At 65.7% G+C, this 18,870-nt stretch carries 18 protein-coding genes; 8 read left to right on the top strand and 10 right to left on the bottom strand.

Annotated elements, in window-relative coordinates:
* Window positions 1-46: 46 nt before the first annotated feature.
* The 7 genes from AC6RV7_RS18340 to AC6RV7_RS18310 all read left to right on the top strand — a co-directional run bounded on the left by AC6RV7_RS18340 (window position 47) and on the right by AC6RV7_RS18310 (window position 3,954).
* On the top strand, window positions 47-703 hold the full coding sequence (locus AC6RV7_RS18340; RefSeq protein WP_500095635.1) for a dihydrofolate reductase family protein: 657 nt from the start codon (window positions 47-49) through the stop codon (window positions 701-703).
* Between the two features lie 59 nt (window positions 704-762).
* Window positions 763-1,140, top strand: coding sequence for a MazG nucleotide pyrophosphohydrolase domain-containing protein (locus AC6RV7_RS18335; protein ID WP_500095634.1), 378 nt, complete (start codon window positions 763-765; stop codon window positions 1,138-1,140).
* Window positions 1,137-1,520 carry a cupin domain-containing protein gene (locus tag AC6RV7_RS18330; RefSeq protein ID WP_500095633.1) on the top strand — a complete coding sequence of 128 codons (384 nt, stop codon included), beginning with the start codon at window positions 1,137-1,139 and terminating at the stop codon, window positions 1,518-1,520. The genes AC6RV7_RS18335 and AC6RV7_RS18330 overlap by 4 nt, the downstream gene beginning before the upstream one ends.
* The gene (locus AC6RV7_RS18325; RefSeq protein WP_500095632.1) at window positions 1,517-1,981 is read left to right on the top strand and encodes an SRPBCC family protein; all 465 of its coding nucleotides are present in this window, start codon (window positions 1,517-1,519) and stop codon (window positions 1,979-1,981) included. The genes AC6RV7_RS18330 and AC6RV7_RS18325 overlap by 4 nt, the downstream gene beginning before the upstream one ends.
* 266 nt (window positions 1,982-2,247) lie before the next feature.
* On the top strand, window positions 2,248-2,616 hold the full coding sequence (locus AC6RV7_RS18320; protein WP_500095630.1) for a hypothetical protein: 369 nt from the start codon (window positions 2,248-2,250) through the stop codon (window positions 2,614-2,616).
* On the top strand, window positions 2,613-3,254 hold the full coding sequence (locus AC6RV7_RS18315) for a class I SAM-dependent methyltransferase (RefSeq protein ID WP_500095628.1): 642 nt from the start codon (window positions 2,613-2,615) through the stop codon (window positions 3,252-3,254). The genes AC6RV7_RS18320 and AC6RV7_RS18315 overlap by 4 nt, the downstream gene beginning before the upstream one ends.
* Window positions 3,255-3,291: 37 nt before the next feature.
* Window positions 3,292-3,954 (top strand): DUF2959 domain-containing protein, encoded by a 663-nt coding sequence (locus AC6RV7_RS18310; protein WP_500095626.1) that lies wholly within the window; start codon window positions 3,292-3,294, stop codon window positions 3,952-3,954.
* Window positions 3,955-3,989: 35 nt separating this feature from the next.
* Here the strand turns inward: AC6RV7_RS18310 and AC6RV7_RS18305 are convergent, their stop codons facing one another.
* The 5 genes from AC6RV7_RS18305 to AC6RV7_RS18285 all read right to left on the bottom strand — a co-directional run bounded on the left by AC6RV7_RS18305 (window position 3,990) and on the right by AC6RV7_RS18285 (window position 11,573).
* Complete coding sequence (locus AC6RV7_RS18305) at window positions 3,990-5,183, bottom strand: glycoside hydrolase family 5 protein (protein WP_500095624.1); 1,194 nt, start codon at window positions 5,181-5,183, stop codon at window positions 3,990-3,992.
* Between the two features lie 27 nt (window positions 5,184-5,210).
* Window positions 5,211-6,410 carry a sensor histidine kinase gene (locus AC6RV7_RS18300; protein WP_500095622.1) on the bottom strand — a complete coding sequence of 400 codons (1,200 nt, stop codon included), beginning with the start codon at window positions 6,408-6,410 and terminating at the stop codon, window positions 5,211-5,213.
* Window positions 6,411-6,687: 277 nt separating this feature from the next.
* Window positions 6,688-7,392, bottom strand: coding sequence for a response regulator (locus tag AC6RV7_RS18295; RefSeq protein WP_500095619.1), 705 nt, complete (start codon window positions 7,390-7,392; stop codon window positions 6,688-6,690).
* 251 nt (window positions 7,393-7,643) lie between these two features.
* Entirely contained in the window at window positions 7,644-11,171 is a 3,528-nt protein-coding gene (locus AC6RV7_RS18290; protein ID WP_500095617.1) for a pyruvate carboxylase, read from the bottom strand.
* Window positions 11,172-11,240: 69 nt separating this feature from the next.
* The gene (locus AC6RV7_RS18285; RefSeq protein WP_500095615.1) at window positions 11,241-11,573 is read right to left on the bottom strand and encodes a YkgJ family cysteine cluster protein; all 333 of its coding nucleotides are present in this window, start codon (window positions 11,571-11,573) and stop codon (window positions 11,241-11,243) included.
* Window positions 11,574-11,721: 148 nt separating this feature from the next.
* On the opposite strand from AC6RV7_RS18285, the gene AC6RV7_RS18280 reads away from it, so the two are divergent.
* Entirely contained in the window at window positions 11,722-12,306 is a 585-nt protein-coding gene (locus AC6RV7_RS18280; protein ID WP_500095613.1) for a DUF4202 domain-containing protein, read from the top strand.
* Here the strand turns inward: AC6RV7_RS18280 and AC6RV7_RS18275 are convergent.
* From AC6RV7_RS18275 to AC6RV7_RS18255, 5 genes are all read right to left on the bottom strand, one after another.
* Window positions 12,303-13,331, bottom strand: a complete 1,029-nt coding sequence (locus tag AC6RV7_RS18275) for a redoxin domain-containing protein (protein ID WP_500095611.1) — start codon at window positions 13,329-13,331, stop codon at window positions 12,303-12,305. The genes AC6RV7_RS18280 and AC6RV7_RS18275 overlap by 4 nt on opposite strands.
* The gene (locus tag AC6RV7_RS18270; protein WP_500095609.1) at window positions 13,328-13,885 is read right to left on the bottom strand and encodes a TetR/AcrR family transcriptional regulator; all 558 of its coding nucleotides are present in this window, start codon (window positions 13,883-13,885) and stop codon (window positions 13,328-13,330) included. Before AC6RV7_RS18270 ends, AC6RV7_RS18275 begins: the two co-directional genes overlap by 4 nt.
* A 114-nt stretch (window positions 13,886-13,999) precedes the next feature.
* On the bottom strand, window positions 14,000-15,736 hold the full coding sequence (locus AC6RV7_RS18265; RefSeq protein WP_500095607.1) for a response regulator: 1,737 nt from the start codon (window positions 15,734-15,736) through the stop codon (window positions 14,000-14,002).
* On the bottom strand, window positions 15,733-17,742 hold the full coding sequence (locus AC6RV7_RS18260) for a sensor histidine kinase, YfiR-like protein-associated (RefSeq protein WP_500095605.1): 2,010 nt from the start codon (window positions 17,740-17,742) through the stop codon (window positions 15,733-15,735). Before AC6RV7_RS18260 ends, AC6RV7_RS18265 begins: the two co-directional genes overlap by 4 nt.
* 222 nt (window positions 17,743-17,964) lie before the next feature.
* Entirely contained in the window at window positions 17,965-18,858 is an 894-nt protein-coding gene (locus tag AC6RV7_RS18255; protein ID WP_500095603.1) for a carbohydrate ABC transporter permease, read from the bottom strand.
* Window positions 18,859-18,870 lie beyond the last annotated feature (12 nt).

The following is an 18,870-nucleotide window of genomic DNA, read 5'->3' as shown; positions in this document are numbered from 1 at the left end:
CCGCCCGTTCGGCCAAGAGGTGAACCACCTCCATCGAACACCTCCCATGAGCAAAGTCATCTGCCAGATCACCGTGTCGCTCGACGGCTATGTCGCCGGGCCAAATCAAAGCCTCGAAAACCCACTCGGCGAAGGCGCAGTCCACCTCCACGATTGGGCGTTTCCGACCAAAACATTCCGCACGATGCATGGCGACGCGGGCGGCGGCGAAACCGGCGTCAATGACGACGTCCTGCGCGAAGCGTTCGAAAACGTCGGCGCGACCATCATGGGTCGCAACATGTTCGGCCCGGAACGCGGTCCATGGAGCGCGCAGCCGTGGCAGGGCTGGTGGGGCGACGAACCGCCGTTTCATCATCCGGTCTTCGTGCTCACGCATCACGCGCGTCCGCCCCTCGCGCTGACCGGCGGCACCACGTTTCATTTTGTCACCGACGGAATCGCTGCTGCATTCGCGCAGGCGCGCGAAGCCGCAAAGGGACGCAACGTCATGATCGGCGGCGGCGCGAGCGTCGTGCAGCAATTCCTCGCCGCCGGGCTGCTCGACGAGATCGAACTTCACGTGGTGCCGCAATTGCTTGGCGCGGGCGAACGCCTCCTCGGCTTCGCAACGGCGCGCGACGTGCAACTCGAACCGCTGCGCGTCATCGAAGGCGCGGGCGTGGCGCACTTGAAATACCGCGTCCTCAAAACCCGACGCTGAACGCATCGCGTCCCCCCGTTTCGGCTCGGCGCCGCGCTCCGGCGCATCAACCTCCGTTCATGAACCCCAGCATGGATCTCGAGGCGTTGACGAAACGAGCGATGGCGGTGCGCGAGCGTCTGGGCGCTCTCGAGCGGGCGCGCGCCGGACGCCCGTGGACGAAGGAAGAGGTGATGCAGGGTTTCGTCGGCGACGTCGGTGACCTGATGAAGCTCGTCATGGCCAGGAGCGGCTTGCGCTCGATCGAGGAGGTCGACCGCAAACTGGCGCACGAGCTTTCCGACTGCCTGTGGAGCGTCCTCGTGCTGGCGCAACTCTACGGAATCGATCTGCAAAAGGAGTTCCTTGCGACGATGACGCAGATCGAAACGTCCGTCGCCGCGAAACTTTCGGCTCACACGGCCGCTCTCTCCACGTCCCACCAACCCACGCCATGAGCTCGCCGATTTTTCTTCAGGACAACCCCGCCCGCGCGGCGCGGGGCTCCGCGTTCGAGATCCACGAAGGAACCGGCAGCGGTCCCGCTTACGTCCACGTTCACCACGCCGACGACGAGGCGTGGCACGTGCTCGAGGGGAAGCTCGTGTTTCGTTTCGCCGATGGGGAACGCGAAGCGCTTCCCGGCACGACGGTCGTCGTCCCCGCCGGTGTCGCTCACACCTACTTCGACCCACTCGGCAACTCGCGCTATCTTCTGATCCTCACGCCGAAACTCGGCCGGATGATCCAGGAGCTGCACCAAACGCCAATCGCGCAACACGCGGCGGTGATGGAAAAATACGACAGCGCGATCGTCACCCTGCCGCGGTCTGCTTGACCGAGCCGTTTATCCAGACTTCGGATACGCCCGCTTCTTCCACTATTCTCCGAATTACCATGAAGCCCGCCCACACCGCCAGCGTTTCCATTCCACACCCGCCCGTCGCCGTCTACGCTTATCTCGCAGATCCGCAGCACCTCCCGGAGTGGAGCGAATTCATCACCGCAGTCCGGCCCGAGGGCGACGGCTGGCGCGCCACCACGTCGCAAGGCGACGTGCATATCCGCTTCTCGCCGCGCAACGTCTTCGGCGTGCTCGACCATGATGTGACGGTCAATGAGAGCCTCACCGTTCACGTGCCGATGCGCGTCGTGAAAAACGACGACGGTGCCGAGGTTTTGTTCACCGTTTATCGCCAGGACGGCATGAACGATGAGGCGTTTGAGCGCGATATCGCCATGGTCCGCACCGACCTGGAAAAGCTTAAATCGGTGCTGAGCCGGCGGACGCAGCGGTAGACATTCTCGCTCACGATCTGTCCTTCAGCGCCCTTTAGTGGGGCGGGTAAAAGACCCCGCCCTACTCCCCATCCAGCGGCTGGACTTACATCGTTCGCGCTAATCCGACGGATTCGACCGAGCACTGCCGGATTTCCGCCGCTTGCCTGTGGCGCGCAGGAGGGTTTCTTGTCATTCCCGATGAATTCCCTTCCGCCTTACCTCCCCCCGTTTGCTCTCCGCCTGCTGATTGCGCTCGGCAGCGGGGTTTTGATCGCCGCGCTTCTGTGAAGCGTTTCGCCTATGCCTTGGATCCGTTGTGCCTGGCGGCCTGCGCGCTGTATGCGCTCAACCGCTTCTGGTGGCGCGGCCAGGTGGGCGGCACGTTTCTCCACGGTTATTTCAACGATCTCCTGCTGATTCCCGCCGCGCTGCCGCTGGTGCTCTGGCTCCAGCGCAAACTCGGCGTTCGCGGCGACGATGCCCGCCCGCGCTGGCGCGAGATCGCACTGCATCTCTGCGCGTGGGCCATCATCGCCGAAGCGATCATGCCCCACCTTAGTGCGCACGCGACGGGCGACTGGCGCGACGTGATCGCCTACGCCGCGGGCGCCATCGCCGCCGGCTGTTGGTGGCAACTCGTCCCGCTGCCATGAGCTTCGACCGGCTGGCGCCGCACTACACGTGGATGGAAGCGGTGCTCGCCGGCCGCCGGCTGCAACGCGCGCGGCTCGCCTGGCTCGACCGTCTCGCCGGCGCGCAGCGCATCCTCGTCGCCGGCGTTGGACACGGCCCGTTCGTGCCGGCATGTGCCCGCCGCTTTCCGAAATCGGAACTCGTCTGTATCGACGCCTCTGCCCGCATGCTCGCCGCCGCGCGCCAGCGTCTCGGCTCCGCGGCCGCGAACGTCCGCTTTGTCCACGCCACGCTGCCGGCGTGGACGTCACCGCCTGAAAGTTTCGACGCGGTCGTGACGCATTTCTTCCTCGATTGCTTTCCGCCGGCCGAGCTCCGCGAGGTGATCGGTCTTCTTGCGGCCGCGGCGCGCCCTGAAGCGCGTTGGCTGGTCACGGATTTTACCGTGCCGGCGCGCGGATGGAAACGCCAGCGCGCCCGCGCGATTCACGCGCTCATGTATGCGTTTTTCCGCCCCGTGACCCGCGTGCGCGCCCGGCGCGTGACGCCGCCCGACGCGTTGCTGCGCGCCCATGGTTTCGCACTGCAAGCACGGCGCGCATTCGAATGGGGGCTCGTGCAGGCGGATTTCTGGACCCGATCCGCCTCTGCCGGCTGACGAGGCACTGGGAGGCGCGATCGCGGTCGAAGGAGCCATGACATCACGCGCTTTCCTGCCGCTCATCCTCGTCCTGGGGCTCGGCTTCGCCGGGTGCTCCTCGACCTACTACAACACGATGGAGAAGTTCGGCTTCGCGAAGCGCGAAATCCTCGTCGATCGCGTCGAGTCCACGCGCGACGCGCAGAACAAGGCCAAGGAACAGTTTGCCAGCGCGCTCGAGGAATTCCTCGCCGTCACGAAAGTCGACGGCGGCGAACTGCAGCGGAAATACGATTCGCTCAACCGCGAGTTCCAGCGCAGCGAAGCGCGGGCGAAGGAAGTGCGCGAGCGGATCGCCGCCGTCGAGGATGTGGCCGAAGCGCTCTTCCGCGAATGGAAGGACGAGTTGAAACAATATTCCAACGCCTCGCTTCGCCGCGAAAGCGAGCGCGAGCTGGATCTCACCCGCCGGCGCTACGACGACCTGATCAAGGTCATGCGCCGCGCAGCGGATCGCATGGATCCGGTGCTCGCGACGTTTCGCGACCAGGTGCTTTTCCTGAAGCACAATCTCAACGCCCGCGCGCTCGCGTCGCTCACGTCGACCAATCGCGAGCTCGAGGCCGACATCTCGCGGCTCATCGCCGACATGGAGGCGTCCATCCGCGAATCCGAGGACTTCATCCGCACGATGCACGCTGCGCCGGGCGCGAAATAAGCCTCGTCCCGCACACGGTCGCGGGCGAGCTTGCCTCAGCCTGCGCGCAACAGCTCGAGCATGTGGCGATCGAGCTGGTGCCCGCGAAACGCTTCGTAGCGCACGTCCGCGCGCTCGCTGTCGAGGACGCCGAACGAGCCGCGGAGATTCCACAGCGCCCAGCCCCAGCCGGCGTCCTTCCACGCGGCGAGCAGGTCGCGCATCCACGAAAGCACGACACCGTGCGGCGTGAACTGATGCGCGCCGAATTCGCCGACGTGCACGCCGACGCCACTCCGCTCCAGATCCTGCCACGGCCGGATCAGCTGTGCCTGGATGCGCTCGCGATTCCAGTCGGCGACGAAGATCGGATCGTCGATGTGGCGCATCACGATCGGATTCTCGCGAAACACGTTCTTGAACGTCTCGATCTGCCCGCGATCCGCGGCGACCGACGCGTCGGTGGCGGGCAACGGCCACGTGGGCTCCGGCCAGCGGTCGGCGCCGCTCACCCAGCTCGCCTTCCAGTGGCTCACGGGCATCGGCTCGTAGCCGCGCGTACTTTGCGCGATGCCGAGCGACGCGAGCGCGGGACACGGGATCCGGCCCCACGACAAGCCGTCCGCGATGATCAACCGCTCCGGACTTTCCGCGCGGATTGTCTCGACGAGCGTCCGCACCACGCGCGCATACGTGGCGTCGTCGAGCAGCTCGGCGTCGTTTTTCATCCCGGGCTCGTTCAACAGATCGAAACTCAACGCCGCGCTCGGCACGTCGCGGTAGCGCTCGGCGAAGTGCCGCCAGTGATACGCGCACGCCTCCAGCGCCTCGCCGTCGGTCCAAAGGTTGAACGGTTCCTGCTCGGAGCGATCGACGGAGTAGCCCGGCGCGCGGTGAAAGTTGAGACACACGTGCACGCCGTAGCGGCGGCCCAGCGCGACGGCGGCATCGACCTCCTTCATCACCGGCTCGCGGATCTGGCGCCAGTCCCGCGGGCTCGACCAGCAGTGATACGACATCGGCAGGCGCACGAAATCGAAACCCCACTCGGCGATGCAGGCGAAATCCTCCTCGCGGAACGGCGCGTTCTCCACGCGCGCGATAAATTTCTCGAGGAGGTTGAACCCGCGCCAGCGCGGGAGTTTCGCGGCGCTCGGCGCCGGCGTGACGGACGTCTCCGCCCGTAACTTGCCTGCAGCGGCAGCCCCCGCGGCCACGGACAGGGTTTTCAAGAAGTCGCGTCGCGTCATGATCGCCTCGCTGCTTGGGGTTGGGGTTTATCCCAGAGTAAAATAGAAAGTGGCGCCTTGATCGAGCCCTGCTTCTACGCGCATGGCGCCGCCGTGTTTCTCCACGATGCGGTGAACGGTCGCGAGGCCGATGCCGCTGCCCGGAAATTCGTGCTCCGAATGCAGGCGCGAGAACGGCTGAAACAGTTTCTTCGCGTGCTCCATCTTGAAGCCCGGGCCGTTGTCGCGGACGAAAAATTCCCGCGGGGAGCCGCTCGTCGCGCCGAACTCGATGCGTGCGCGCGGCGTCCTGGCGGTAAACTTCCACGCGTTGCCGAGGAGGTTTTCGAGCGCGATGCGCAGCAGTCCAGGGTCGCCGTCCGCCACCAGCCCGGGGGCAATCGCCAGCTCGACGTCGCGGTCGGGATCGCCCACCCGGCTCGCCGCCAGGATCTCGGCGGCGAGCGTCGAAAAATCGACCCGCTCGCGCTGCAAGGCCATCCGCGAGATCCGCGCCAGCTTCATCATGTCGTCGATGAGCTGATTCATCCGCAGCGACGATTTCTGGATCCGGGTCACCAGGCCGAGCGCCTCCTGACCGCAGTCGGGATGCTTGCCCAGCATCGTGGCGAACCCGTTGATGTGGCGGATCGGCGCGCGCAGGTCGTGCGAGACCGTATACGAAAAGGATTCCAGTTCCCGGTTCGCGCGCTCCAGCTCCATCGTCCGCTCCTTCACGCGCTGCTCGAGCTCCGCGTAGACCTGCACGTTTTCCAGGGCGACCGACGTGCTGTCGGCCAGGGCTTGGAGCAGCTGCAACTCCGTCGGCGAAGCCACGCGGTGCGAGGCCCAGTAGTTGCCGATGGCGCCGATCGGCGCCTCCCGTCGGATCGGCACCATCGCGAGGCTTTTCACGAAAGTCGGGCGATAGGCATCGAGCGGCACACGCGGGTCCGCATAGATGTCCGCGATCACGAGCGGCTCGCCTCGCCGCATCACCCAGCCGCTGACACAGCTTTCCAGGGGGAAACGCCGGCCCTTCCACAGCGGCCCGATCGCGTCTTCGTCCGCATAATAGCAGTTGCCCCCCTCCCGCAGGACGAAGGTCGCCCCGTCCGCGCCGGTCAGCTCCCGCGCCGTGCGCCGCACGATTTCCTGCACGCGCTGCATGCTGCGGGCGAGCGACAGCTCCTGCACGGCCACGATGAGCCGAAAGGCGGACGCAAGTTCCTGGTGGGGCGGATTCATCGCAAGTGGCGGGCAACAACTATGCCCCGTCACCCGCTCCGCAAGTGAAACTTCCGCCGGGTGTCAGGTTCGCATCGTTTTTGTGGATACCTGCGGCGGCGACTTTCGCGCGATCGACCTTCGTAGTGTAAACCAGGATATGGCTCATGCGGCGCGCCGCACGACGGACGATCCTGGTGGCGGGAGGCACGCCGTCGATGCCGTTCGGAACGACCGGCCCGGCTTGAAGCGCGCCGCGCCACCTCCAGAAACGCGCCTTCTCGGCCCCGTCGCGGGATCAACCGATGCTGCAATAGCTGTCGACGATCTCCGCAAACACCTGCGGACGGGGGTATTTCGTCATGAACCGCGTGACGCCGAGTTTGGCCGCGCGTTTGATGTCGTGGGGCTCGATCGAGCTCGAAAGCGCGACGACCGGCATCTCCTTCAACACCGGCTGCGCGCGGATCCATTCCAAGGCTTCGAACCCGTCGACCTTCGGCATGTTGATGTCGAGGAAGAGCAAGCACGGCTTGAGGGCACCGGTCGGGTTGCCCGTGCCGTCACAGAGCGGGCGCAGGTAATCGATCAGCTGCTCGCCGTTGCCCACCGTGACGAGCGGGCGCTTGATGCCGGCGATGCCGAGAAAATGGCGCACCAGCGACAGATCGTCCTGATCGTCCTCGGCGATGAGAATCGGCGCCCCATTCGGGCTCCCCGCGCCTTTTCCACCCGGCGCCGGCTCGACGCGATCCCGCTCCTCCACCGCCGCGAGCGCTTCCACCTTCGCCAGCAGTTCCGATGGCGCCATGTCCAATGCGTGCGCCACCCGCGAAAGCGTATCCAACGAAATCATTCGCTCCCCGCGCTCCACTTCCCCGACGTAGGTGAGGCTCAGCTCCGCCTCGAATGCAACATCTTGCTGGGTAAGCGATCGCGCGGTTCTCTCGGCGCGCAAGACCTGGCCGAAGCGTCGTTGGAGTCGGGCGGCACGATCAGGCATCCCAAGACATTACTGAGAAATCGAAATTCAGTCTGCCAATCATAGTTACCATTCATTTCCCGGCCGCGGTGTAGGTGAATCCCTGAGACGTCGAAAAGCAGCGCCTCCGCTTGCGCACGACGCGACAGAACAACCGACAGGCTAAAGATAAGCGCGTCTCGTTCCGAACGCCGCCACGCCGCGCGGAAGCGGTGCAACCGGCAACGGTCGCACCGCGATCTATTTTTTCCACGGCGGCGAAAAGCGCCGACTCAGCCCGCGGAGCGGAGCTTCACGATGAGGTCCTTGGCCTCGACCGTATCGCCGATCGCGGCGTTGACCTCCGCGACCACGCCGTCGGCCTGCGCATACACCGTGGTCTGCATCTTCATCGCTTCCATCATGAAGAGCTTGTCACCCTTCGCGACTTTCGCTCCGACCGAAGCCGACATGAGGACGATCAAACCGGGGATCGGCGCCGCGACCTGCATCGGGTCGGCGAGATCGGCCTTCACGCGCGCCTTCACCTTTGGCGCCACGCTCTTGTCGACGATGAACGCTTCACGCGCGATGCCGTTGAGCTCGTAGCTCAGCGTGCGGCGGCCGTCCTTGTCGGGCGCGCCGACGGAGATCAGGCGGATGATGAGGACCTTGCCCTCTTCGATCTCGACCGAAATTTCCTCGCCGGGCTTCAACCCGTAGAAGAACGCCGGCGTCGGCAGCACGCTCACATCGCCGTATTCGCGCTGGTGTTTCACGAAGTCCGCGAACACGCCCGGATACATGAGGTGCGAGTAGAGTTCGTCGTCCGACGGCTCGTGGCGGAGCTTGTCGGCCAGCTCCGCGCGAATGACGACGAGATCCGCATTCGACACAGCAGCCTTCTTCGCGGCTTTCGCCTTCTTCGCGGTGTCGGCCGTGTATTTGGCCTTCGCTTCCTTGAAACGTTTCTCGCCGAGGATCGCGCGCCAGACGGGCTCCGGCCAGCCGCCCTCGGGCCAGCCGAGTCCGCCCATCATCATGTCGATCACGCTCTCGGGGAACGGCGTGGCGCCGGGCTCGAGGTTGACCACGTCGGCGGGCTTGATGCCGCGCGAGAAGAGGAAGAGCGCCATGTCGCCGACGACCTTCGAAGACGGCGTGACCTTCACGATGTCGCCAAAGAGCGCGTTGACCTCGGCGTAGGTGCGCGCGATTTCCGGCCAGCGCTGCGAGACGCCCATCGCGGCGGCCTGCTCCTTGAGATTCGTATACTGGCCGCCCGGCATTTCGTGCAGATAGACCTCGGCGGATCCGGTCTTCGGCGCGGTGTCGAACGGACGATAGAATTCGCGCACGTGCTCCCAGTAATCGGAGAACGTGTTCAACCGATCCAGATCGAGACCGGTGTCGCGCGGCGTGTGCTGGAGCGCGGCGACGATCGAATTGAGATTCGGCTGCGCCGTGCTGCCGCTCATCGCGGCGAGCGCGAGATCGACGACGTTCACGCCGGCATCGCTCGCGCGCAGGATCGAGGCGGCGGCGATGCCGCTCGTGTCGTGCGTGTGGAAATGGATCGGCAGGCCGATCTCCTCGCGCAGCGCCTTCACGAGCTTATGCGCCGCATACGGCCGGCAGAGGCCCGCCATGTCCTTGATCGCGAGGAAATGCGCGCCCATGCGCTCCAGCTCCTGCGCGAGCTTCACGTAATACTTCAGCGAGAACTTGTCGCGGCGGTCGTCGAGGATGTCGCCCGTGTAGCAGATCGCCGCCTCGCAGATCGCGTGCGTGCCCTGCACCGCTTCCATGCCGACGCGGAGGTTCGGCAGGTAGTTGAGCGAGTCGAAGATGCGGAAGATGTCCATGCCGCTCGCGGCCGCATGCTTCACGAAACCGGCGACGACGTGGTCGGGATAATTCGTGTAACCGACGGCGTTGGCGCCGCGGAACAGCATCTGGAAACAGATGTTCGGCACGCGCGCGCGGAGCTGCCGGAGGCGCTCCCACGGATCCTCGTTGAGGAAGCGCATCGCGGTGTCGAAGGTCGCGCCGCCCCACATCTCGAGCGAGAACAGGCCCGGCGCGTGGTGCGCGACGGCGCTGGCGCTGGCGAGCATGTCGTAGGTGCGGACGCGCGTCGCCATCAGCGACTGGTGCGCGTCGCGGAACGTCGTATCCGTGATCAGGAGACGCTTCTGCTTGAGCGTCCACTCGGCGAACTTGCGCGGCCCGAGTTCGAGGAGGAGCTGGCGGGTGCCGCGGGGCGCCTCACCGTGGCCGGACGCAAGCGGCAGCGCGGGCGTGAAGGATTTCTCCGGACGGAAACCCTTGGCGTGGGGGTTGCCGTTGACGATGACGTTGCCGAGGAAGTTGAGCAGCTTCGTCGCGCGGTCGCGGCGGGGCTTGAACTTGAACAGCTCCGGCGTCGTGTCGATCAGCGTGGTCGTCGCCGCGCCGCTGCGGAAGGTCGGATGCGCGATGACGTTTTCGAGGAACGGGATGTTCGTCTTGACGCCGCGGATCCGGAACTCGCTGAGGACGCGGCGCGAGCGGTTGAGCGCGATGTCGTAGGTGTGGCCGCTGGTGATGCACTTCACGAGCAGCGAGTCGTAGAACGGCGTGATCACCGCGCCGGCGAAGCCCATCGCGCCGTCGAGGCGCACGCCGAAGCCGCCGGGCGAGCGATACGCGAGCAGCCGGCCGTAGTCGGGGATGAACTTGTTTTCCGGATCCTCCGTCGTGATGCGGCACTGGATCGCGTAGCCGTTGCGCGGCACCTGGTCCTGCGGCGGCATGCCGACCTCCGGCGAATGCAGCGAGTAGCCCTGCGCGATCAGGATCTGCGCGCGGACGAGGTCGAGGCCGGTGATCACCTCGGTGACCGTGTGCTCAACCTGGATACGCGGGTTCATCTCGATGAAGAACCACTCGTGGCGGTCGAGATCGTAGAGGAATTCGATTGTGCCGGCGTTGTCGTAGCGGATCTCGCGCGCCATGCGGGCCGCGGCCTCGCACAACTCGGACACGACTTTTTCCGGGAGCCCGTAGCTCGGCGCGACCTCGATCACCTTCTGGTGCCGGCGCTGCACGGAGCAGTCGCGCTCGTGGAGATGGATGACATTGCCGTGCTGGTCGCCGAGGATCTGCACCTCGATGTGCTTCGCGCGCGGGATGTATTTCTCGAGAAACACCGCCGGATTGCCGAACGCGCGGCCCGCCTCCGCCTGCGCTTCATCGAGCAGGCCGGCGAGATCGGAAGCCTTTTGGACGACGCGCATGCCGCGGCCGCCGCCGCCGAAGGCCGCCTTGATAATAAGCGGAAAGCCGATCGACTTCGCCGTCTTCAGCGCTTCCTCGCGATCGGTGATCGGCTCCTCGGTGCCCGGCAGCACGGGCACGTGGATGCGTTTCGCCAGGGCGCGGGCGGCGGTCTTGTCGCCCATCATCTCGAGCAGTTCGGGGCGCGGACCGACAAAGATCAGACCGGCCTTGGCGCAGGCGCGGGCGAAGTCGGCGTTTTCGGAAAGAAAACCGTAGCCCGGGTGAATCGCGTCGACGCCCTTCGCCTTCGCGATGTCGACGATGCTCTCGATGTCGAGATAGGCAGCGACCGGCCCTTTCCCTTCGCCCACCTGATACGCCTCGTCCGCCTTGTAGCGGTGGATGCTCAAACGGTCTTCGTGGGCAAATACCGCGACCGTCCGCAATCCAAGCTCCGTCCCGGCGCGAAAAATACGCACGGCGATTTCGCTGCGGTTGGCAGCCATGAGCTTCTTGACGGGACGAATGGCCGCGGGGGCGGGGACTTCGGCAGTGGGCATCGTGGGAAAGTGGGAAACGGCGTTTCTACGATGGGTGCCTTCGAACGCAACGGAAGATTGAGCAACCCGCTACCGAATCCGGGATTCCACCGGCCGCATCGCCTTGGTGGCGATTTCGCCGAGGCACTCGGGTGAACCGCGGGCGAGATCGCGACAGATCTGCGGCCGTTGTTCATAAATCGTGCAAAAATGGTCGGACTGTCCGTCGGGCCGGTGCCGAATCTCCAGTGCCGCGCAATGCCCCTCCGTCATCCGCAGGAACGCGCGATTCCCGATGAAGTGCGCGAGGCGATCCGCGTCCGGCTCCAATCGCGCCCAATCCTCCCCCGTCACGCGCACATACGCCTCGAGCCGCGAAAAACAGCAGACCCCGCAACTTCGGCAATCGTCGGGAGCATGCATGCAACCGGAGCCCTCAGGCCCGGAGCCACGCGTCGAAACGGCGACCGCCGGGAGAGCATTTCTCCCGCGGACGTGGGCGTGACGGCGCGTGCACGGCGCGAAATCTGCAGCTTGCCGCATCAAAAGCAACGGTTTCGACTGCGATCCAATGGACTCCTACGACCGCGCCCGCGCCCTGATCGACGCTGCCCATGCCGCCGACCCGAATGTTTCCGCGGACGGGCGTCCCGCCGAACTCGTTTATGCCGAGCGCATGGAGGCGTGGGTCGCGCGCGTCGCCGCGGAGCCCACGCCGCTCCTGCGGCTCGCCGCGCGCTGTCAGCACCTCGAACGCTGGTCGGTGCCACGCGCGAGTTTTCCCGAGGGCAAAGCCGGTTATCTCACGTGGCGCCGCTCGCTTTACACGAAACAAGCGGAACGCGCTCGCGCGCTCCTGCTCGAAGCCGGCGTGCCCGCCGAGGAAGCCGCCGAAGTCGCGACGTGGGTTTCCAAAAGCGGCCTGAAAACCAATCCCGGCACGCAGGCGCTCGAGGATGCGGCGTGCCTCGTTTTTCTGGAAAACGAGATCGGTGCGTTCGCCGCCCAGCACGCGGATTATCCGCGGGAGAAGTTCATCGATATCCTGCGGAAAACCTGGCGCAAGATGTCGCCGCGCGCGCAGGAACTCGCCCACGGCCTGGCGTTGCCGCCGGGGATCGCCGCACTCGTGCAGGAAGCGACCGCCGCAAGCTAAGCCGGGCGCGTGACGCGTTGAGGTGGGGTCGCACCGGCGACCAGCGCGAGCAGCGTGCCGGCGTCCCATTGATCGAACGCATGCGTGCCGTAGTGGACGGCGACCACACGGCCGCTCGCATCGAGCAGAAAATCCGCCGGCAATCCGCGGCGGCCATTCTCCACCTTGAACCCGCCGCGGCCACGCACCGCACTGCGCAACGCCGCGCCGAGCGCCCGCGGATGCAGAAAGGCGGACCACGACTGCTCGACGGCGAAACGCCGGTAAAATGTCTTGCTCACGTCCGCCACCAGATCGAACGGCAATCCGCCTTCGTGCTTCTCCACTTCAGCCGCCGAAGAATGAAAGAACACCACCTGACGCACGCCGGCGCGGACGATCTCCTCGTGCTGCCGCGCCATCGCCCGCAGGTGCGTGATACAGATCGGACAGCCCGCAAACCGGCGAAAATGAAGATGCACCCAGCGCCCCGCGGGATCGGGCACCGGCACGCTTTCGCCGCAAATGGTCATGGCCGCAAAGGGAGCGATCATTTCGCCCGGCGTCAGCCGCCGGCGTTCGCCTTCGGCGCCTTCGACGTCCGGGACTGCGCCCAACCGCCAGAGCAGCCGGGCCTGCACCAGTCCCACGACGAGTTGCAACCCGCCCGACACTTCGAAAATCCAGTCGTTCGGAATTTCGTAGGCGCCCACGGCGAAGAAATACAGCGTATCCAGGGTTTCGCGACCGGCGCCCGCCAGGAACGCGACGTTCTTCACCACATGATTGTAGCCGCCTTCGAAGAATCCGATGGGCAAGCCGAACAGGAGGAAGCTCGCCAGCGCATAGGCAACCAGCGGTCCACGGCGGCGCGATTTCGCCGCCCACGCCGCGAGCAGGACAATCGGCAGCAAAGCCACGGCGCCGATTCCGACGACATGCAGCCGCCACGGGGTGTCGTAGACCGCGGCGCCGTAGGCATGGTGGACCACGGTCACGAGATACAAGGCGAGTGTCGCCCACAGCGAGGGGGAAAGCGGTTTCATGATCGTCGGAACAGCGCCGCGGCGAGGTCGCGGGCCAGGGCTTCGTTTTCGGTGACGAGATAGGCCATCACGACAGCGTGCAGGAAGCGCGGGACATCGCCGGCCGCCACCGCCGGGTGCGCCGATGGCATCGGCGCGAGCCGGCTCACGGCGTCGGCGAGGCGCGCCTCGAACTCCCAGCGCGCCTTGGGCAACACCTTCCGGGCCTGCGGTTGCAGCAGGACCGCGAGCAGCATCCGCCAGCGCTTCCGGTTCGCCTTCAGCGCGGAGAGCAGGGCATCCGCGAATTCCGCGAGATGCGGTCCGCCCGCGACCAGGGCATCGATCGTCGTTTCCAGATGATCCCGCGAGTCGGCGACGATGGTGGCCAGCAACTCCTCCTTGGTTTCGAAATGACGATACAGCAGCCCGACCGCGACGCCGGCGCGACGCGCGATGTCGGCCACCGTGGTCGCATGGATGCCCTGCTCCACGAAGAGCGCGGCAGCCGCGCGGACGATGCGCGCCCGCGTGCGCCGCCGGATGGTTTCGAACTGTCGGGGTGTCCTCGGCATTTTTGAATGAATATCGGTTCACTCAAAAATTCGCCGTGTCAAGCCGCCGCCCGGTTTCGTCGTTCCTGTGTCGCGGCGTGGGATACCCGCGCGGCCGCCGCCGCCATCTTCGGCTCAGGCTGAGCGGGGCTCGCCTTCCAGCGTCTGGTGCATGAGGCGGGTCAGGCCGGCCACTTCGTAGGGTTTGGCCAGATACGCGATATCCGGGCCGGCGGGCAGCCCTTCCTTCGCGAGATTCATGCTATAGCCGCTCGTGATCACGACCTTCAGCTCCGGCCTTTCGGCGCGGAACCGTCGCGCGAGATCCACCCCGGAAAGACCGTTCGGCATCACCATGTCCGAAAACAGCAGGTCGATTTCCGTCGCGTGGCGCGACCAGAGGCGGATCGCATCGGGACCGTCGATCGCCTCGAGCACGCGATAACCGCTGCGCTGCAGCGCCCGCGACGCGATGAACCGCACCGTTTCCTCGTCCTCCACGATCAGCACACATCCGGTGTGCCGGCGGGCATCGACCGGCGCGGTCGGCGCCGGCAGCGGCACCACCTTTGCGGCCACTGGAAAATAGACCCGAAACCGGCTGCCTCGCTCGGGCTCGCTGCTGACCTCCACCCAGCCGTGATGCTGCTTCGCGATGCCGTACACTGTCGCCAGGCCGAGTCCGGTGCCCTTGCCCAGCTCCTTGGTGGTGAAGAACGGCTCGAAGATGTGCTCGATGGTCATCGCATCCATGCCGCAGCCAGTGTCCTCGACGGTGAGCCGGATAAACGATCCGGGGCGGGATTCGGGGTTGGCGGCCGGGGCACTCGCGTCGAGCGTGACCGCTTCGGTCGCCAGCGAAAGCCGGCCGCCGCGCGGCATCATGGCGTCGCGCGCGTTGACGCACAGATTCGTGACCACCTGCTCGACCATGCCGGGATCGCCCTCGATCCACATCGGCCGCGCGGATTTGGCGAGGGTCAGCTCGATATGTTCGCCGAGCAGCCGGCGCAGCATTTTGACGAGGTTGTCGATGCTCTCGTTGAGATCGAAGACCTTGATCTGCACCACCTGGCGGCGGCTGAAGGTCAGCAATTGCCGTGTCAGGCTGGCCGAGCGCTGCGCCATTTTCTCGAGCTCGTCCACCCCCGCTCGGATCGCCGGCGTCGCCTCCGGATGCGTGGCGAGCAGGCCGAGCTGCATCAGCGTCGCGGTGAGGATGTTGTTGTAGTCGTGGGCAATGCCGCCGGCGAGCTGGCCGACCGCCTCCATCTTGCGCGCGTGGGCGAGCTGTTCGAGCGTGGTTTCGAGCTCCGTCGCACGTTGCTGCACCCGGCGCTCGAGGTCCTCGATTTTCAACTGCGCCTGCTGCGTCAGCCGCCACTTCTCGGTCAACGCGGTCGCGAGCTGCTGCACCTCGATGTTGTCGAACGGCTTTTTGAGGATCACGAGCCGGTCCGAATGCCCGAGCTTTCGGAAGAGTTCGTCCCATGAGTAGTCGGAATACGCCGTGCAAATCACGATCTGCAGGTCCGGCTGCACCTGCCACATGCGCACGACGGTTTCGACGCCGTCCCAGCCCGGCGGCATGCGCACGTCGACGAACGCCATCGCGTAGGGCCGACCGGCGGCTTTCGCGCGCTGCACAAAGTCGAGTCCCTCCTGGCCCTGAAAGGCCGACTCCATTTCGAACACGGGCGTGGGCACCGGCGCCTGCGGCGCAAAGTCGCCGAACAATTCCGCCGCCGCTGCCGCGAGCGCGTCGGCCGTCCGACCCGGTTTCTCCAGGATCTTCCGGAAATCGGCGTGGATGGCCTCGTTGTCGTCGACCACGAGCACGCGGAGATTCTTGTCGACGATTTCTGTGCTCATGCGGCTGATACTTCCTTGGGGCGGTACGGCAGCTCAACCGTAAAGGTGGCGCCGTGCCCCGGACCGTCGCTGGCGGCGTGAATCGCACCGCCCAGTTCCTGCGCGGTGAGCGCCCCGCTGTGCAGCCCGAAACCGTGGCCGTGCGAGCGCGTGGTGAAACCGTGATTGAAGATCCGCGTGAGGTTTTCCGCCGGGATGCCGACGCCGTTGTCCGCGACGCTGATCCGCACGCTCCTTTCGCCCGCGGCGATCTGCAAGGTGATGCGTTTCTCCGCGCGGCCCGATTCGTCGCAGGCATACTTCGCGTTGCGGATGAGGTTCACCAGGATCTGCAGGACCTTGTGCTTTTCCACGGTGATGCTCGGACGGTCGCGATAATCGCGGGTGAGCGTGACGCCGTGCCGCTGCAACGCCCCGGTGTTCATCTGGATCGCGTCCTCGACGAGTTCGGCGACCGCGACGGTTTCGACCACGCCCGAGATGCGCGCATAGCTCTGCTGCATCGAGACGATGTCCTTGATGTGTTCGATGTTCTTTCGCAACGACTCGACCTCGCGGAGGATCGTGGCTTGTTCCGCGGCCAGGTGCTCGGCCAGCGTCTGCAGAAAATTCGGGATCTGCCGGCCGCGCGAGTCGTCCGTCAGGAACGCCCCGAGATCCGTGGCGTGTTCCCGGAGCAGGCCGCCGAGCTGCGCGATGACGGACACCTTGGAGTTCTTCACCTCGTCCAGCACGAGGGTCGCGGAAACGTTCACGCTGTTCAGCACGTTGCCGACGTTGTGCAGCACGCTGGTCGCAACCTCGGCCATGCCGGCCTGGCGCGAGATATCGAGGAGCTGCCGGGTGAGTGTCTCCCGCTCCGTCTCGGCGCGTTTCCGCTCGGTGATGTCGCGGCCATAGGCGTAAAAGCATCCGCCCTCCGGGACGGCTTTCGCACTCCAGGCGATCCAGCGATACTCGCCGTCGCGGCCGCACACGCGAGTCTCGTAATTCAAGACCGACTTCCCCCGTTTTAATTGCTCGATCTCCCCGATCGCCAGCGCGCGGTCGTCGGGATGCACCATGTCGAGATACGACCGCTTGCGCAGCTCCCGCACGTGATAGCCGAGCACCGCGTGGAAGGCGGGATTCGTGCGGCGCATCGAGCCGTCGAAGCCGACGATGCACAACAAATCCAGCGACAACGTGAAGAACCGGTCGCGCTCCTCTTCGGTGCGCTGCCGCTCCGCGATCTGCACGAGGAGCTCCTTCGTGCGCTCCTCCACCCGCGTTTCCAATTCCACCTGCGCGCGGCGCAGTTCCGCATCGCGCGACTGGATCTGCTCGAGCATGCCGTTGAAGCCGTCGATCAGCTGGCCCAGCTCGTCATTGCCGCGCTTCGCCACCCGCACCGAATAACGGCTCTCCTTCGCCGATACGCCCGCCATCGCTTCGACGAGCGACGAGATCGGTTGGGAAATCAAACGTTGCAGCCGCGGACCCACCAGCAGCGCCACGAGAATCGCGACCGCCAGCACCGTCCCCGCGATCAAGGCATACCGCCGCCAGCGCGCGCCAAGCTCGGTCAGATCGGACTGCACGTAGATCGTGCCGATGTTTTCGCCCGCGAGGGTGATCCGACGAAAAATCTGGAGCGACTCGGCGTCGAACGCCTCGCTGTTGCCCTGCGGCACCGGCCATTGCGCCGGCTGGACGGCATCGCGCCGATACTGGGCAAACACCGCGCCGCGTCCGTCGTAAACGCACGCCGCCACGATGTGCGGCTGCGCGGCGAGCGCCTTCAACACCTGCTCCGCCGAACCCGTGTCCTCGAACGCGAGCGCCGAGCTCGTGTTGATCGCGATCATCTGGGCCGTAATCGCGAGGTTGCGCGTCAGCGTCTGCCGGAAAGTCACCTGCTCGTAGCCCACGAACGCCGCACAAGCCAGCATGAGCGCCGCCGCCGTGGTGACCACGTTGATCAGCGCCAGCTTCCGCCGGATCGGAAGATCGTGGACGAAACGCATCACGGGCCACCTCGTGCCGAACGCCCCCGCCGGGAACCAAGGATGCGGCGACCCGCGGCCGTCGTCGGTCGACGGCCCGGCGTGGCTCCCCGCCTCGGCAGGCGGGGATGCAACATCGTGGCAGTGGGCATCAGCGCCCTGTATCGGCACATTCGCGCGCCGCTTCACTCGGAGGCGTTCAGGTCAACACCCGGTGAGAAACGAACCTGCGCCGCGCCCCGCTCAGCCTTTCAACGCCCCCGCCGCCACGCCTTTCACGATCTGCCGCTGCATCAACAAGTAAACGATCAGGATCGGCACCGTCACCAGCACGATGCCGGCGAACAGCATGCCGTAATTGCTCCGGTATTGCGCCGTGATCGCCAGATTCGCCAGCCCCAGCGGCAGCGTCCGCGCCCCGCCTTCCACGTCGCCGCTCATCAACATGAACGCGAAGAAATATTCCTTCCATACGCCGATGAACTGGAAGATCGCGACCGTCACGAGTCCCGGTCGCGCCAGCGGCAACAGCACGCGCCAGAACGCCGTCCACTCGCCGCAACCGTCGATCACCGCCGCCTCATACAACGCCCGCGGCAGCGACCGGAAAAAGCCCGCGAGGATGAAGATCGCGAACGGCAGCCCGTTCGCCGTGTAAACCAGCACCAGCCCGACCCGCGAATTCAGCAGGCCGAGTTCGCGCAACTCGAAGAATAACGGCACCACCGCCAGCTGCGCCGGAATCATCAGGCCCGCGAGAAACAGCCAGAACACCGCCCGCCCGAGCGGATGGTAAAACCGCGCCAGCGCATATGCCGCCATCGCGCCGAGCGACACGATCAGCGTCACCGACGCCGCCGTCACGAGCACGCTGTTGAAAAAATATTCGCTGAACCGCGCCTCACGCCACGCACCGGCGTAGTTCTCCGTCTGCCACTCGCCCCACCCAGGCAGCGCGAACGCGTCGCGGAAAATCGCCGCGTCGGATTTCAGCGACGAATACGCGACCCACAGCATCGGGAACAGCACCCACGCGGCGTAGCCCGCAAGGACGGCGAAGATCAGACCCCGCGAAAGCGACACCGGCCGCCGGGACGGAGTGGAAGGATCGGTCGGACGCGTGGTATCCATTTCCATGATGCGCCGCGG

This window comes from Opitutus sp. sgz309028, assembly GCF_059821195.1.
The sequence above is the reverse complement of the archived record's forward strand: the minus strand, read 5'-3'. Positions and strand labels throughout refer to the sequence as shown.

Bases quoted from the DNA above. Each gene is read 5' to 3' on its own strand.
- AC6RV7_RS18290 (WP_500095617.1), bottom strand. From the start codon at position 11,171: ATGCCCACTGCCGAAGTCCCCGCCCCCGCGGCCATTCGTCCCGTCAAG.
- AC6RV7_RS18340 (WP_500095635.1), top strand. From the start codon at position 47: ATGAGCAAAGTCATCTGCCAGATCACCGTGTCGCTCGACGGCTATGTC.
- AC6RV7_RS18260 (WP_500095605.1), bottom strand. From the start codon at position 17,742: ATGCGTTTCGTCCACGATCTTCCGATCCGGCGGAAGCTGGCGCTGATC.
- AC6RV7_RS18285 (WP_500095615.1), bottom strand. From the start codon at position 11,573: ATGCATGCTCCCGACGATTGCCGAAGTTGCGGGGTCTGCTGTTTTTCG.
- AC6RV7_RS18275 (WP_500095611.1), bottom strand. From the start codon at position 13,331: ATGAAACCGCTTTCCCCCTCGCTGTGGGCGACACTCGCCTTGTATCTC.
- AC6RV7_RS18270 (WP_500095609.1), bottom strand. From the start codon at position 13,885: ATGCCGAGGACACCCCGACAGTTCGAAACCATCCGGCGGCGCACGCGG.
- AC6RV7_RS18310 (WP_500095626.1), top strand. From the start codon at position 3,292: ATGACATCACGCGCTTTCCTGCCGCTCATCCTCGTCCTGGGGCTCGGC.
- AC6RV7_RS18305 (WP_500095624.1), bottom strand. From the start codon at position 5,183: ATGACGCGACGCGACTTCTTGAAAACCCTGTCCGTGGCCGCGGGGGCT.
- AC6RV7_RS18265 (WP_500095607.1), bottom strand. From the start codon at position 15,736: ATGAGCACAGAAATCGTCGACAAGAATCTCCGCGTGCTCGTGGTCGAC.
- AC6RV7_RS18330 (WP_500095633.1), top strand. From the start codon at position 1,137: ATGAGCTCGCCGATTTTTCTTCAGGACAACCCCGCCCGCGCGGCGCGG.
- AC6RV7_RS18255 (WP_500095603.1), bottom strand. From the start codon at position 18,858: ATGGAAATGGATACCACGCGTCCGACCGATCCTTCCACTCCGTCCCGG.
- AC6RV7_RS18315 (WP_500095628.1), top strand. From the start codon at position 2,613: ATGAGCTTCGACCGGCTGGCGCCGCACTACACGTGGATGGAAGCGGTG.
- AC6RV7_RS18335 (WP_500095634.1), top strand. From the start codon at position 763: ATGAACCCCAGCATGGATCTCGAGGCGTTGACGAAACGAGCGATGGCG.
- AC6RV7_RS18295 (WP_500095619.1), bottom strand. From the start codon at position 7,392: ATGCCTGATCGTGCCGCCCGACTCCAACGACGCTTCGGCCAGGTCTTG.
- AC6RV7_RS18280 (WP_500095613.1), top strand. From the start codon at position 11,722: ATGGACTCCTACGACCGCGCCCGCGCCCTGATCGACGCTGCCCATGCC.
- AC6RV7_RS18300 (WP_500095622.1), bottom strand. From the start codon at position 6,410: ATGAATCCGCCCCACCAGGAACTTGCGTCCGCCTTTCGGCTCATCGTG.